Annotated in this window: 15 protein-coding genes; 7 read left to right on the top strand and 8 right to left on the bottom strand. The window is 39.1% G+C overall.

The features are described 5' to 3' along the window. Position 1: 1 nt before the first annotated feature. Complete coding sequence (locus tag ACIQ6T_RS02665; RefSeq protein WP_395783952.1) at positions 2 to 730, bottom strand: ABC transporter ATP-binding protein; 729 nt, start codon at positions 728 to 730, stop codon at positions 2 to 4. 144 nt (positions 731 to 874) lie between these two features. Here ACIQ6T_RS02665 and ACIQ6T_RS02660 point away from each other — a divergent pair, with 144 nt between their 5' ends. Continuing rightward, a complete protein-coding gene (locus ACIQ6T_RS02660; RefSeq protein WP_395783950.1) occupies positions 875 to 1,780 on the top strand; it encodes a prohibitin family protein in 906 nt (301 codons plus the stop codon). A gap of 35 nt (positions 1,781 to 1,815) precedes the next feature. Here ACIQ6T_RS02660 and ACIQ6T_RS02655 read toward each other — a convergent pair whose 3' ends face one another. Beyond that, a complete protein-coding gene (locus ACIQ6T_RS02655; RefSeq protein WP_395783948.1) occupies positions 1,816 to 3,036 on the bottom strand; it encodes a bifunctional 3,4-dihydroxy-2-butanone-4-phosphate synthase/GTP cyclohydrolase II in 1,221 nt (406 codons plus the stop codon). Positions 3,037 to 3,124: 88 nt separating this feature from the next. Here ACIQ6T_RS02655 and ACIQ6T_RS02650 point away from each other — a divergent pair, with 88 nt between their 5' ends. Continuing rightward, positions 3,125 to 3,832, top strand: coding sequence for an ABC transporter ATP-binding protein (locus ACIQ6T_RS02650; protein ID WP_395783946.1), 708 nt, complete (start codon positions 3,125 to 3,127; stop codon positions 3,830 to 3,832). Here the strand turns inward: ACIQ6T_RS02650 and ACIQ6T_RS02645 are convergent. From ACIQ6T_RS02645 to ACIQ6T_RS02635, 3 genes are read right to left on the bottom strand one after another with little or no spacing between them, the layout of a single operon-like run. Next, positions 3,825 to 4,610, bottom strand: a complete 786-nt coding sequence (locus ACIQ6T_RS02645; RefSeq protein WP_395783944.1) for an amidohydrolase — start codon at positions 4,608 to 4,610, stop codon at positions 3,825 to 3,827. The genes ACIQ6T_RS02650 and ACIQ6T_RS02645 overlap by 8 nt on opposite strands. Before the next feature lie 12 nt (positions 4,611 to 4,622). Next, on the bottom strand, positions 4,623 to 5,993 hold the full coding sequence (locus ACIQ6T_RS02640) for a DUF4270 family protein (RefSeq protein WP_395783942.1): 1,371 nt from the start codon (positions 5,991 to 5,993) through the stop codon (positions 4,623 to 4,625). Beyond that, entirely contained in the window at positions 5,944 to 6,753 is an 810-nt protein-coding gene (locus ACIQ6T_RS02635; RefSeq protein ID WP_395783940.1) for a glycogen/starch synthase, read from the bottom strand. The genes ACIQ6T_RS02640 and ACIQ6T_RS02635 overlap by 50 nt, the downstream gene beginning before the upstream one ends. 130 nt (positions 6,754 to 6,883) lie before the next feature. Here ACIQ6T_RS02635 and ACIQ6T_RS02630 point away from each other — a divergent pair, with 130 nt between their 5' ends. The 3 genes from ACIQ6T_RS02630 to ACIQ6T_RS02620 are packed head-to-tail and all read left to right on the top strand — an operon-like array spanning position 6,884 to position 9,024. After that, on the top strand, positions 6,884 to 7,879 hold the full coding sequence (locus ACIQ6T_RS02630) for a lysylphosphatidylglycerol synthase transmembrane domain-containing protein (RefSeq protein WP_395783938.1): 996 nt from the start codon (positions 6,884 to 6,886) through the stop codon (positions 7,877 to 7,879). Next, positions 7,857 to 8,339, top strand: coding sequence for a D-glycero-beta-D-manno-heptose 1-phosphate adenylyltransferase (rfaE2, locus tag ACIQ6T_RS02625; RefSeq protein WP_395783936.1), 483 nt, complete (start codon positions 7,857 to 7,859; stop codon positions 8,337 to 8,339). The genes ACIQ6T_RS02630 and rfaE2 overlap by 23 nt, the downstream gene beginning before the upstream one ends. A gap of 4 nt (positions 8,340 to 8,343) precedes the next feature. Further along, positions 8,344 to 9,024, top strand: a complete 681-nt coding sequence (locus tag ACIQ6T_RS02620) for a zinc metallopeptidase (protein WP_395783934.1) — start codon at positions 8,344 to 8,346, stop codon at positions 9,022 to 9,024. Positions 9,025 to 9,093: 69 nt separating this feature from the next. On the opposite strand, the gene ACIQ6T_RS02615 is transcribed toward ACIQ6T_RS02620, so the two are convergent. Next, complete coding sequence (locus ACIQ6T_RS02615; RefSeq protein ID WP_395784066.1) at positions 9,094 to 10,815, bottom strand: amino acid permease; 1,722 nt, start codon at positions 10,813 to 10,815, stop codon at positions 9,094 to 9,096. Positions 10,816 to 10,897: 82 nt separating this feature from the next. Between ACIQ6T_RS02615 and ACIQ6T_RS02610 the strand changes: the two genes are divergently transcribed. Further along, on the top strand, positions 10,898 to 11,899 hold the full coding sequence (locus tag ACIQ6T_RS02610; protein ID WP_395783932.1) for a glycosyltransferase family 2 protein: 1,002 nt from the start codon (positions 10,898 to 10,900) through the stop codon (positions 11,897 to 11,899). Here ACIQ6T_RS02610 and ACIQ6T_RS02605 read toward each other — a convergent pair. Further along, a complete protein-coding gene (locus ACIQ6T_RS02605) occupies positions 11,896 to 12,117 on the bottom strand; it encodes a PspC domain-containing protein (RefSeq protein WP_395783930.1) in 222 nt (73 codons plus the stop codon). The genes ACIQ6T_RS02610 and ACIQ6T_RS02605 overlap by 4 nt on opposite strands. Positions 12,118 to 12,434: 317 nt before the next feature. Between ACIQ6T_RS02605 and ACIQ6T_RS02600 the strand changes: the two genes are divergently transcribed. Further along, positions 12,435 to 12,629, top strand: a complete 195-nt coding sequence (locus tag ACIQ6T_RS02600; protein ID WP_395783928.1) for a cold-shock protein — start codon at positions 12,435 to 12,437, stop codon at positions 12,627 to 12,629. A gap of 118 nt (positions 12,630 to 12,747) precedes the next feature. Here the strand turns inward: ACIQ6T_RS02600 and lysS are convergent, their stop codons facing one another. Beyond that, positions 12,748 to 14,460 carry a lysine--tRNA ligase gene (lysS, locus tag ACIQ6T_RS02595; RefSeq protein WP_395783926.1) on the bottom strand — a complete coding sequence of 571 codons (1,713 nt, stop codon included), beginning with the start codon at positions 14,458 to 14,460 and terminating at the stop codon, positions 12,748 to 12,750. Between the last annotated feature and the right edge of the window lie 54 nt (positions 14,461 to 14,514).

Raw genomic sequence — 14,514 nt, 5'->3', positions numbered from 1 at the left:
ATTAGGTTAATTTCGTAGATAAAAATTCTTGTAAATCTGGAGTCTCCGTTTGAAGAATATTAGTTGAATTACCCTCCCAACACTTTTTGCCATCCTTTAAAAAAATAATATACTCACCCATACGCATGACTGAATTCATATCATGAGAGATCACAATCGTAGTAATATTAAATTCTTTCGTAATTTCTTGGATTAATAAATCAATTTTTACGGCCGTTAATGGGTCTAACCCCGAGTTGGGTTCATCACAAAAAAGGTATTTCGGATTCATGACGATAGCCCGAGCAATGCCAACCCGTTTTTTCATTCCACCCGAAATATCTGAGGGCATCTGATGAGCAGATGCTTCTAAGCCAACACGCTGCAAACATAACATGGCTTGTGTATTTTTTTCCTCTGGGGTTTGGGAAGTCAATATATCTAAGGGAAAACGAACATTTTCGAGAACAGTCTTGGAATCAAAAAGAGCCCCACCTTGAAATAAAACACCCATTTCGCGCCTAATTTCCTTCACTTGATCTAGGTCAGATTTGATAAAGTCTCGCCCGTCGTACATGACAGCACCTCGCTCAGGTGTTAAAATCCCAATCATACATTTCAAAAGAACTGATTTACCTGTCCCGCTACCTCCAATCACCATATTAACTTTACCCTGCTTAAAAACAGCGCTAATGTCATCCAAAACTATGCGGCCATCAAATTCTTTATGAATATTTTTGATCTCAATCATGCCCAAAATTAGGGATTTTTTGCCAAATAATCGTTGGCAAAATAAGAGTCCCAAAAACTTATAAACTAATTTTACTCCTATCTTTACAAGCAAATTATTTGTACTATTGTGTTCTCTCAGAGACAAAACCTAAATCACTAACCTATGTTTTTTATATTTATTGGCGTTATTTTGTTCATAGCAAGTCGCGCCATCTCAAACCCTAATTTAGTTTTCTCAAAGTATGCGAATTCTTTACGGATCGTCGCAATTGTTCTTTTTTTGTTAGGTATTTCAACCTCCGTAATCAAACAAGTGAACGCGGGGGAAGTGGGCGTACAAAGTATCTTTGGTAAAGTTCAAAACCAGACACTTACTAGTGGACTAAACTTTATCAACCCAATTGCCACAGTCACTATTTTTGATACCAAAACGCAGAATTATACGATGTCTGGTGTACATGATGAAGGAGATAAAAGCGGAGATGACGCTATTCGCGTATTAACGGCAGATGGACTTGAGGTTGTTGTAGATCTAACCATTCTATACCGTATTTTGCCATCTGAAACTCCACGTATACTTAGGGAAATTGGCGAAGATTATCGTGATAAAATTGTAAGACCGGTAACACGTACCATGATTCGTGACAATGCTGTCTATTATGATGCCGTGGGATTATATTCGTTAAAACGGAATGAATTCCAAAACAGAATTTATGCCGATATAGAAAAGAATTTTAAAAAGCGTGGACTGGTTCTTGAACAATTGCTAATTCGCAATATCAATTTACCTAACTCCGTTAAGCAAACGATTGAATCTAAAATTAATGCGGAGCAGGATGCTCAAAAGATGCAATTTGTCTTACAAAAAGAGAAGCAAGAAGCAGAACGTAAACGAGTAGAAGCGCAAGGTATCGCGGATTATCAAAAAATTCTTTCTACAGGTCTTAGCGACAAACAATTGCAATATGAAGCTATCATTGCTCAAAAAGAATTAGCTAAATCACCCAATGCCAAGGTAATCATCATGGGAGGTGGAAAATCAACCCCAATCATACTTGGAAATAATTAACAAAAAAAGCTCCTGATAATCATCAGGAGCTTTTTTTATGCTTTCAAAATGGTGTGACCCATCTTATCTCGCTTGGTGGTTAAGTAAGCTTCATTGTGTGGATTTGAAGCAATTTCAATTGGGAGACTTTCAACAATCTCTAAACCATATCCTAAAAGTCCAGCCCGTTTTTTAGGATTATTCGAAATCAATCGGATTTTCTGTACGCCTAAATCGCGCAGAATTTGAGCCCCTACCCCATAATCGCGCTCATCCATCGCAAAGCCTAATTCTAGATTAGCTTCCACGGTATCACGGCCCAATTCCTGTAATTTATATGCTTTAAGTTTGTTCAACAAACCAATTCCCCGACCTTCTTGAAACATATATAAGACAACGCCTTTACCCGCTTTTTCAACCATTTCCATGGCTTTATGGAGCTGACCACCGCAATCGCACCGACAAGACCCAAAGATATCACCAGTTACACACGAACTGTGTACACGAACTAATACAGGTTCGTCTTTCTCCCACGTACCTTTAATTAAAGCTAAATGTGTATCATCCGTATTTTTTTGCTTAAATGCTATCAAATCAAAATGACCCCATTCAGTAGGCATATCTACGCCAATTTCACGCTGGATTAACGATTCTGTACTTAATCGATATTCGATTAAATCTTTGATGGTCACCAACTTAAGATTGAACTTATCAGCAATTATGCGCAAATCAGGTAGGCGCGCCATGGAACCATCCTCATTTAGGATTTCAATTAAAACGCCTGAGGGTTTAAATCCGGCTAATTTGGCAAAATCCATGGAAGCCTCCGTGTGACCAGTGCGGCGCAATACGCCTTCTGATCTACTCTTAAGTGGGAATATATGACCCGGTCGACCTAAATCAGTAGGTTTTGTAGCTGGGTCAACTAAAGCTTTGATTGTTTTGGATCGATCTTGTGCAGAAATACCCGTCGTGCAGCCATGGCCTAATAAATCAACGGAGACCGTAAACGGAGTTTCGTGCGAAGTTGTATTTTGATCAACCATCATTTCGAGTCCCAACTCAGCACAACGCTCATTAGTCAACGAAACGCACATCAGTCCACGCGCTTCACGGATCATGAAATTTACGATCTCTGGTGTGATGGCTTCCGAAGCACAAATCAAATCACCCTCATTTTCCCGATTTTCATCATCAGCAACAATAATCATTTTACCTTGACGAATATCCTCAATGGCATCCTCAATACGATCTAAACGTATACTTTCCTCTTGCATGAATTTGATTTTGAAACGAAAACACAAAGGTAATCAGAATTAGTTCCCATTTTCCTACCTTTGTCAGATAAAATATGCCTTAACAGCTATGCCAATTTTCGTTTCAAATTTAGGTAAAAAATATGGCCAACAATGGGCTGTACAAGGTTTGAATTTCCAGGCACAACCAGGAGAAATTATAGGATTCTTGGGACCCAATGGTGCAGGAAAATCAAGTACCCTAAAAATGCTCGTCGGCTTACTACCGCCAACCGAAGGATCGGCACAAATTCAGGGAATTGATATTCAATCAAATACCCTCGCTCTTAAAAAACAAATCGGCTATTTAGCGGAAAATAACCCTATTTATCCCGAAATGTATGTCAAAGAATTTTTAGAGATTATTGGGAAATTACATGGATACACCAACAAAAATTGCCAAAAACGCATCCAGGAGGTCGTTGAACTAGTAGGTCTTTCCCGCGAACAATCCAAAAAAATAGGCGAATTATCAAAAGGGTACCAACAACGCGTCGGTATTGCTCAAGCTATTTTTCATAATCCCGACATCCTAATTCTGGATGAACCTACTAGCGGACTCGATCCAAATCAAATGGAGGAAATACGACAGTTGATCCTTTCATTAAAATCAAACAAAACCATTTTATTTTCGAGTCACTTGCTAAGTGAAGTAGAAAGCATTTGCGATCGAATTCTTTTGATCAATCAGGGGAAATTAATGGCGGACTGTAGCATCAGCGAAGCGAAGGCATACCCTGGAGGCTTAACTTCTTTTTTTCAAGACAAAACTAAATAAGCTCAAACGCATCTGCGTCTAAATGGGCAGGGAAAGTATTCCTAAATGTCGTTAAATCATCAAAGCTCAGACTGTATTGCTGGATATTTGCCTCCGAACCCAATTGAACTAATTCATCTCCTTTAAATGATATTAAGGCAGAATGGCCCGCATATTCAAGCCCATTCCCATCTATTCCAATTCGATTAACACCCGCCACAAAAGCCAAATTTTCGATTGCTCTAGCTTTTAACAAAACATCCCAAGCTTGCGATCTAGCAGCGGGCCAATTAGCCACGTAAATTGCTAAATCATATCCCAAATCAACATTTCGAGACCAAACAGGAAAACGTAAATCATAACAAATAAAAGGGGCGATACGCCAATTTTTATAGGAAAACACCAATTTTTCAGTGCCCGACTGATAACTTTCGTGCTCCAAACCCATACGAAACAAATGTTTTTTATCGTACGTCTGAATAGAACCATCCGGAAAAGCGACTACAAGCCGATTAACCAAGCCTTTTTTATCTTTGATTTTTAAACTACCCAAGATAACCGCATGGATACGTTTGGCTTGCATGATCATCCATTGCGTGCTTGGACCTTGAGGTATTTCAGCATGTAATGCCGACATACTAAATCCGGTGGTAAACATTTCAGGTAGGATGATTAGGTCAGTCTTGCCAATTAAATGAGTTAACTGTTCCTCTAACTGCCCGCAGTTAGAAATTGGACTATCCCAAACTAAATCAGTTTGAACTAAACTGACACGTAAGCTTAAACTAGACAGAGACATGTTGCCGAAAATTTATTTGGCAATATAGGAATAATACAAGCGAACCTTAGCTTTTAGCGCATTGAGTGGCACGAAACGTGCACTTTCACTAACCAATTTTGTCATTCCATTGGAAGAACTCGCTAACGTTGGCGTTACCAAATAACCTAAGTTTGACTTACGACCTGCCAAAACTGATTGCAATTCGGTCGTAATATTGAACGTATAGTTATTAAAGGCTGCATTATAAGTTGCTGTTTGAATACCACCACCACCTTCTGAAACTACAAAACCTAAGCCACTGGAATTACGTAAGGGTTTATTTGCACCATCAACTAATATCAAAGATAACTGGCCCAAGGTATTATTAAGATCTAAGCCATCTATCCCGGACAGAACCAATTCTGCTTTATTGACCGCCACATTGTTCTTGCCCTTCAAATTCAATAACGTAGGTAAATTAATCCGAGTTACAATTCCAGAACCTGACTGTACATAAGTTGTATTGTTCGTCTTCTTGGAAGAAATAATATCTCCTGGCTTTACTAAAGCAGCTAATGTTCCCGATCTAGTAATTTCAAACTTATTGAATCTTGCTTGAACCTCATCTGAACGCGCAGTAGACAAACTAAAATAGTAATTCAGATAATACTTCGTTTCATCACCTGGATTATGCCAGTAAAGTGTCATTTTAGAATAAGCTGGAGAGATACCTAGTAAAGCGGCTTTAGCGGCACTCGAAGATTTAATATACAAACCGGGGAATGAAGCTCGAAATAATTTGCCTCCTCCTGATAATGATTTATCTGTATAATTTTTAATCAATTCACTCCCGTATGCAGCCGACATACGAAAAGTTAATGTATCTAATTTTAAGGAATCTCCATTGAACGAACGCGCTTTAACGACACGTGGTTTAAACGTATGTAGAGCGACTGGATTTGCATCATAAGCAACATTGGAATTCGTAAAGTAGCTAGTCGAAAGGCTTAAACTGTCCTTTAATTTATAAATCGAAATTGTTTGGGGCTGCAATGTATCTCCTTGAAAACTCGTATAAACCAAACTCATACGAACGGAATCCATGATGGAAGTACTTTTTGAAGTCAACGTATCTGCATTTGAAATTTGCGCAAAGAACGAAGACTGGAACGTACCTAAGTCAGGATGCTGATAGGAACCAATCAAAAATGAATTGCTCCCGCCCGTTTGAATAGAATCTATCAGAACAGTAGACGATTCAATCTGCAGGGTATCCGTAAAATTCAAACCCACCTCAACGCTAAATAAGTCAGCACCAATTTCTTTTGGTGTGTCACATGAAGCTAGAAAAAGGGAAAAAATCCCCAACCATTTAGTTGCCAGCCAATTCAATGTAGGCTTTTTCGAAGAAATCGAGGTCATTATCGGCAATATTTTGGAAGGTTTTATCTTGAAATTCATCAATAATCGATTGGATACGGGTATTATCCGCGTTTTCTAAGGATACTATTTTATCGGCAAACTCTGCCCCAATTTTAATAAATGCAGCATAATCAGCTGTCTGTAAACTAGATAAACCGGAATCATCCATGTCACCTATTTTAACTTTCTCGTTCAAATCGTCGGATGAAAACGTAAAATCAAAGCCCGAATTGTGTGGAGAGAAAATTGTTTTTGAATCTTTAAATATCGGATGACTGCGGTAATATGTTGAAATGTATAAAGGCACCAAACTAGCCATCCAATCATTGCAATGAATTACATCTGGCGACCAACCTAATTTGATAACTGTCTCTAATGCACCCTTACAGAAAAATATGGCACGCTCATGATTATCAGCATAAAAAGCATCATCCTTGTCGGTCAGCACATATTTCCGCTGGAAATAATCCTCATTATCAATAAAATATACCTGAAGTTTGGCAGCAGGTATGCTTGCTACTTTAATCGTCAACGGCTTCTCCTCATCTCCCATTGGAATTGTAATTCCAGAAAGACGAACTACCTCATGTAAGCGATTTTTACGTTCATTGATGGAACCAAAACGAGGCACCAAAATTCGAATTTCCATACCACGCTCTTGCATTGCAGTAGGTAACGCGCGAACAAAATCAGCTATTTTGGAAGTATTGAGGAACGGATCGACCTCGCTGGAAACGTAAAGAATACGTAATTTAGACATGCTAAAATTAGTTAGGGGAGATTATCCCAAAAAACAAATGCAAAAATATAAAAAATTAATCGTAAATCCGCATCATTAATTCACCAAAGGTCTTTATTTTGGCATCTGATTCCGAATTCGAAACGCCCTAATGATCAAATCATTCCTCAAATACGCCTTCTCAACCCTACTAGCAGCCGCATTGCTCTATTGGGCCATAGACAAAAGTGATTTACGTTGGAATGATATTTACGTTACTTTTCAGCAGGCCAACTACACCTGGGTGGGTATATCGATACTAATAGCACTGATATCGCATATTTTTCGGGCATTACGTTGGGAGCAGTTGCTTGGCGCCATGCACTATTATCCAGGAACGACACGAACCTTATCAGCCGTATTGATTGGTTATTTTGCTAATTTTCTTGTTCCCCGCATGGGCGAAGTATCGCGTTGTGGGTCCTTACAAAAGACGGCGGATATTCCATTTGAAAAATCATTTGGAACAGTAATAACAGAGCGGATCGTGGATTTACTAGGACTATTGATCCTGGTTGGACTAACCTTTTTAGTTGAGTGGAAACCGATCCAACAATTCTTGTTTCCAAACTTTCAATTGCCCTCAATATTGACGTTAGCCGGATTAGCTAGTGGATTAATTGCCATTTTAGCCCTACTCTGGGTTAAAAAACCGGTGATTTTGGAACGCTGGAATAAGTTTACGAGCAACTCAAGTATTGGAAAAAAAATCCATGGTTGGGTGCTCGGAATTTCCAGTATTCAAGAAGTTAGCCAACCGAGTAAATTTGTTTTTTACTCGATAGCCATTTGGATTGCTTATTTTGCTAATACGTACACCTTATTTTTAGCCTTCCCAATTAGTTCCTCTTTGGGATTTTCTGCTGCATTAACTGTTCTCGTTATGGGAACATTCGGCATGGCCACACCTACACAAGGAGGTATTGGAGCTTACCATAGTTTGGTGGCCTCGGCACTTGGATTTTATTTAATTCCACTTAAAGAGGCTACCCTATTAGCCACCTTTTTTCATGGAACTCAAATGGCCCTCATCTTGTTATTGGGCGGATTAAGTTTCTTATTAACCTTATTTTTACCTAAGAAACATGCCGGTGTCAACTCAATATAAAATTTGCGAATTAGCAGAAGCATTGCAGCGCCGAGACGACTGGAAGTCGGCGGGCGAGCAAGTCGTTTTCACCAACGGCTGCTTTGATATTTTACATTTAGGCCATGTTGATTACCTTGAAAAAGCACATCAAACAGGCTCAAAAATGATTGTTGGCGTAAATTCAGATGCATCAGTTCGAGTACTGAAAGGCCCAGAGCGACCTGTCAACAATGAATATGCGCGTGCGCGCATTATTGCCTCGTTGCAATTTGTTGACCTTGTGATCGTTTTTCACGAAGAAACACCATTGGAATTAATCAATATCCTACTTCCTGATATATTGGTCAAGGGAGACGATTATTCCTTTGAAACAATTGTGGGGGCAAAAGAAGTTATAGCGGCAGGTGGTCAGGTTAAAACTATTCCATTAGTACCTAGTTATTCAACAACAGGAATTATTCAAAAACTAAAACAATAAAAATATGTATTTAATAGCAATCATTTTTGGTGTACTTGGCATGCTTATTTCATGGCGCTTAAAATCCAAGTTTAAAACGTATTCAGAACAAAGCTTGCAAAGTAATCTTTCCGGTGAAGAAATCGCGAATCGCATGCTTGCAGACCACGGCATTTCAGACGTGCGCGTTATTACCGTAGATGGGAAGTTGACAGACCACTATAACCCAGCAGACAAAACAGTCAATTTGAGCGCGGATGTCTTTCATGGTCGAAATGCAGCCGCTGCGGCAGTTGCTGCGCACGAATGTGGACACGCCGTTCAGCATGCGCGCGCTTACAGTTTTTTACAATTCCGCAGTGCGATGGTTCCCATGCTAAACTTCGCAAATGGGTTTATGCCCTTATTGTTAATGGGCGGCATGATGCTGTTGTATTCAACAGGAAATACGACCGTTTTACAAATTGGTGTAATCCTTTTCGCCATGGCTACACTTTTCAGTTTTATCACACTACCGGTAGAATTTGATGCCTCTAATCGAGCATTAGCCTGGATTAAAGCAAACAACATTGTTACTCCGGCAGAATATAGCATGTCCAAAGATGCACTTTGGTGGGCAGCAATGACGTACGTTGTCGCAGCACTAGGCATGTTAGCTCAATTACTTTACTACGTTAACTTGTTGGGCGGGAGAAGAGAAGACTAGATAAGGTAAGAGGTGAGAGGTGTGCCTAAAATAACTACCTCTTACTTCTCACCTCTTACCTCTCACCTCTTAGTTCTCACTTCCCCTAAGTTTACTCTTCCGATAACTATACCCAAAATAAATAACAATCCCGGCCAAGCACCAGTATAAAAAGCGCTCCCAATTTGTGGCGCCCATTTGAGTCATCAGGTATAAATTAACCAATAAACCTAGGACTGGAATTAACGAAAGTTTATGGGTAAAACTAAAAATTGACAAGACTAACCAAATCAGGAAAAAGCCAGACATAATCACATGATCTGCCTTGGAATCACCTTCGACATATCCTTGAATCCACGATAACCACGACTGTCCATCTGGGAGTGAAAGATACAAGGCCACAAGCCATGTAGCACCAACCCAAATACCTGCATTCAAATATGGAATCTTAAACTTTGATTTTTTCTGATTTTCTGGATCCAAATCCAGGACTAAAACCCCGCCACAAACAAGTACAAAAGCAAATAATGTACCTATACTGCTTAAGTTAATTACCTCCTCCAAATTCGCAAATAGCGCTGGAATTCCAACCAACACTCCAGTCATGATCGTAGAAAAAGATGGCGTGTGATATTTTGGATGAATGCGCGCAAAAGCTTTTGGCAATAATCCATCACGTGACATCGTCATCCAAATCCGTGGCTGACCAAGTTGGTAGACAAGCAAAGCCGAAGTCAAGGCAATAACTGCACTTGCAGCGACAACACCAGCGACACCAGGTAGATTAACCTTCATGAACATAAATGCCAAAGGATCTTCAATTCCAGCCAATAAATGAGATGGCACAATACCCGTAAGTACCAACGTCACCATGACATAGAGAACCGTGCAAACCAACAAAGCCCACATCATGGCCTTGGGAATATCACGTTGTGGATTTTTACACTCCTCTGCCGTTGTTGAAATAGAATCAAAACCAATGTAAGCAAAGCAAACGGCAGCCACGCTTTTTAAAACACCCGAAATGCCATTCGGCGCAAATGGAGTCCAATTTTCAACTTGAACATAAAAGGCGCCTACGCCTACCACGAGAGCGATGACGGCCAACTTCAACACAACTAAAACATTGTTGGTGTTTTTCGATTCCTTAATTCCAATATAAACTAAGTAAGTTATGGCAACTGTAATTAACAATGCGGGGATGTTGGCAACAAAATGCCAACCGAATATGGTAGGTGCAGATGCAAAAGCAGCATATCCTTCTCTAATATTGACAGACATTGATTCAAGTGATTGGCCAGATTGCATACCCACTTCAGCTGCTGAAAAGGCACGTTTCGCGGACAAATAATCCATGGTTAAATATTCAGGTACATGGAAGCCTAAGCCTTCTAGTAGGTCAACAAAGTATTTGGACCACGAAATAGCGACCGCTACATTAGAAATAGCATATTCCAACAATAAATTCCAACCCAAAATCCAAGCTACAATTTCACCTAAACTAGTATAAGCGTAGGTGTAGGCACTACCAGAAATAGGTACAGTGGCAGCAAAACGCGCATAACAAAAAGCGGTAAACATACAGGCCATGGCTGTAAATACAAATAACATGGAAACAGCAGGCCCGCCATTCGCAGATGCCTGCCCAATGGCAGAAAAAATACTTGCACCTATAATGGCCGCAATTCCCATAAAAGTCAAATCGCGCACACCTAAATTGCGAACTAGATGATTTCCAGCCAAATTTTCCATTTCCGCTTGATCCGAAATGATTTTATCGATTGACTTCTTTCTAAATAAGGATTCCCACATACGTTTCATTTATTGACAAAGAAACAAAAATACATCTTTATCAAAGAAATTCTAATTAAACGAAAACACTTACCTTTGCGACATGTCGATCGCTGTGGTTATCCTAAACTTTAATGGCCAAAATTTTTTGGCAAAATTCCTACCCAAAGTACTTGAAACAAGCGTGCTGGCTGAGGTAATTGTTGCCGACAATGGATCAACGGATAACTCAGTCGAGTGGATGAAAATAAATTATCCACAAATTAGATTATTGCAATCGACTAAAAATGAAGGATATGCAGGTGGTTACAACACCGCCTTAGCGCAAGTAGATACTGAATATTATGTATTAATGAATTCCGATATTGAACCAAAAGCCAATTGGCTAAATGGATTAATGACCTACATGCAGGATAACCCAACAGTAGCAGCTGCTCAACCTTATATACTTGCCTATGACAATCCAACTAAATTTGAATATGCAGGTGCTGCGGGTGGGTATTGGGACAACTATGGTTTCCCATTCTGCCGCGGACGACTGTTTGATACCGTTGAGGAAAATTTAAATCAATACCCAACCAGTTTAGTCAATTGGGCTTCAGGTGCTTGTTTAGTGGTACGGGCTAAAGCATATTGGGAAGTTGGTGGATTAGATGCAGACTTCTTTGCCCACATGGAAGAAATTGATTTTTGTTGGCGCCTACAACGCACCGGCTATCAAGTAGCTGCCATAGCTACGAGTGAAGTTCTACATGTGGGTGGGGGAACACTGCCACAAGGGAATCCGCAGAAAACTTACCTGAATTTTAGAAATAACTTAATCTTACTCTATAAAAATTGGGATCCAAAAACGAAATGGCAAACGATTTTTGGACGTATGGCATTAGATGGAATAGCAGGCATTCAATTTTTGCTAAAAGGCGAAATAAACCAGCTAGTAGCTATATTAAAGGCTCACAAGAGTTTTTATGGCTATTTGTGGTCGAATCAGAAGAATAATTTAGCTGCGCACCAACAAAAATACTGGATAAAAAGCTATTCAAAATCAATCATTTGGGCATATTTCATTCAAGGAATAAAATCTTTTCAATCAATACGATTCTAAATATCCCAAACAGAAGGATTATTTCGCTGACGTAAATACCGACGGATATTCATCCAGAAAGCTAAAAACAGATAGATGATGATTGGGGAACCCAATGTCAGGAATGAGGTGTAAATAAAATATAAGCGAATGCTACTTGTAGAGATTTTAAATTTTTCACCGATATGTGTACAGACTCCAAAGGCTTGATTCTCAACGAAGTATTTTATTCTGTTCATAAAGTGAAAAAAAATAACTTTCAAAAATACTTGAAAAATAAGTATTTACAGAATTAAAATTCATATAATTAAAAATATTATATAAATTATAAATAAAATACTAAATTATTTTTCATAAACTGATAATTTATTTTAAATTGCTTGCATACAATATAATTTTTTATACATTTGACCACTTAAAAGATTTAATTCAGCCATAGCTCAGACCTGCCCTCTCTAGTATCTTCCTCTTTAATTAGTTTTTGATTCTAGATTTCGCAACGTTCGACTTGATCGCAGAAAGGTTTATTTAGGTATTAATTTTTAACATTTTTTTTATGCAAACTGGTAAAGTAAAATTTTTCAACGAGACCAAAGGATTTGGATTTGTAGTTGACGATCAAACAGGTGAAGACATTTTCGTACACGTAACTGGCCTTTCAGGTGTTACAATTCGCGAAAATGATTCAGTATCTTACGAAGTTACTGATGGAAAGCGTGGAGCAAACGCAATCAACGTAAAGAAAATCTAATTTTTCTTTCGGATTTTTGATTAGAGCAAATCAGTAGATTTCAATATATATTTATTGCCCCATTGATCTCTAGTTAAAGAGAAAAAAAAGCCTTCATCATGAAGGCTTTTTTTATGTTCTATCCAATCCAGGCGATAATTTCTTCTTTGGAAGGCAATGCCACATCAATCTTCAACTTCTTGCGCATACCTCCTAAGTCATTAAATAATTTATTAGGATTAGCTTCTTTAAGTATAGCTAATGTTAAAATTCCCATTTTTTGCAAGGCCGGAATCCAAACTTCAGGGACACCTGCTTGTACGAAATCACTGTCTGAAGAAACTTCTTTAATTACTTCTGGCCTCATTTGAGGGAAAAACAATACTTCTTGAATAGATGATTGATTGGTCATCAACATGGTCAAACGGTCAATGCCAATACCAATTCCAGATGTAGGTGGCATCGCATATTCCAACGAGCGCAAAAAATCGAAATCCATCGCCATGGCCTCATCATCTCCTTTTTCAGCCAAACGTAATTGATCTTCAAAACGCTCTTTCTGATCAATCGGATCATTTAATTCTGAGTAGGCATTCGCAATCTCTTTTCCATTGACAAACAGTTCAAATCGCTCAACCAAGCCTGGCTTTGAACGGTGTTTTTTGGTTAATGGGGACATTTCAACGGGGTAATCGGTGATGAACGTAGGCTGAATTAAATTCGCCTCTACCTTTTCCCCAAATAACTCGTCGATCAATTTCCCTTTACCCATTTGCTTATCTACGTCCATTCCTAAACTCAAGCAATGTGCGCGCAATTCAGATTCAGACATCGCATCTACATCCACTCCCCCATACTGCAAGATTGCACCTGAGATTGTTAAACGCGGGTATGGTCCGGCAAATTCGATTTGATTTTCGCCAACTTGTATTTTGGTTTGGCCATGCAGTGTTTGTGCAACTGTTTGGAAAATAGTCTCAGTAAGATCCATCATCCAATGATAGTCCTTATAGGCCACATAGAATTCCAATGAAGTAAATTCTGGATTATGTGTCCGATCCATTCCTTCATTACGGAACATTTTCCCAAACTCGTATACGCCGTCAAAACCGCCAACAATCAAACGCTTCAAATACAACTCATTTGCAATGCGCAAATAAAGCGGCATATCCAGCGTATTATGATGTGTATTAAACGGACGAGCAGCCGCTCCTCCATGAACCGCTTGCAATACGGGCGTTTCAACTTCAAGCCAGCCACGTGAATCAAACATGCTGCGCATGGTAGAAACGATTTTGGCACGCTTAATGAATATATCTTTTACATGTGGATTGACAATCAAATCAACGTAACGTTGACGATAACGCATTTCTGGATCAGAGAAGGCATCATACGTTTGACCTTCAGCTTCTTTGACAACAGGTAAAGGGCGGAGGGCTTTGGAAAGTATCGTAAACTCGCGCACGTGAACGGAAATTTCACCCACCTGCGTGGTAAATGCATATCCTTTAACACCGATAATATCACCAATATCTAATAACTTCTTGAAAACAGTGTTATACAAGGTTTTATCTTCCTCAGGACACAAATCATCTCGACGAAAATACAATTGAATACGCCCTTCAGCATCTTGCAACTCAGCAAAAGAGGCATTACCCATGATTCGAAAACCCATCAAGCGACCAGCTAAAACTACTTCTTGATAGTTATTTTCATCTGGTTTATATTGAGCCAATATTTCATCCGAATGAACATTAACCGGATATTCAGCTGCTGGATACGGATCAATACCTAATGCGATTAACTCATTCCGTTTTTGACGCCTTAATTGCTCTTGCTCACTTAAAATCATTCGAATGTTCGTTGGGTAAAATTAAAGCAACAAAAATAGCCATTTCCATTGGCA

This window comes from Aquirufa sp., from assembly GCF_044377215.1.
GTDB lineage: Bacteria > Bacteroidota > Bacteroidia > Cytophagales > Spirosomataceae > Aquirufa.
The sequence above is the reverse complement of the archived record's forward strand: the minus strand, read 5'-3'. Positions and strand labels throughout refer to the sequence as shown.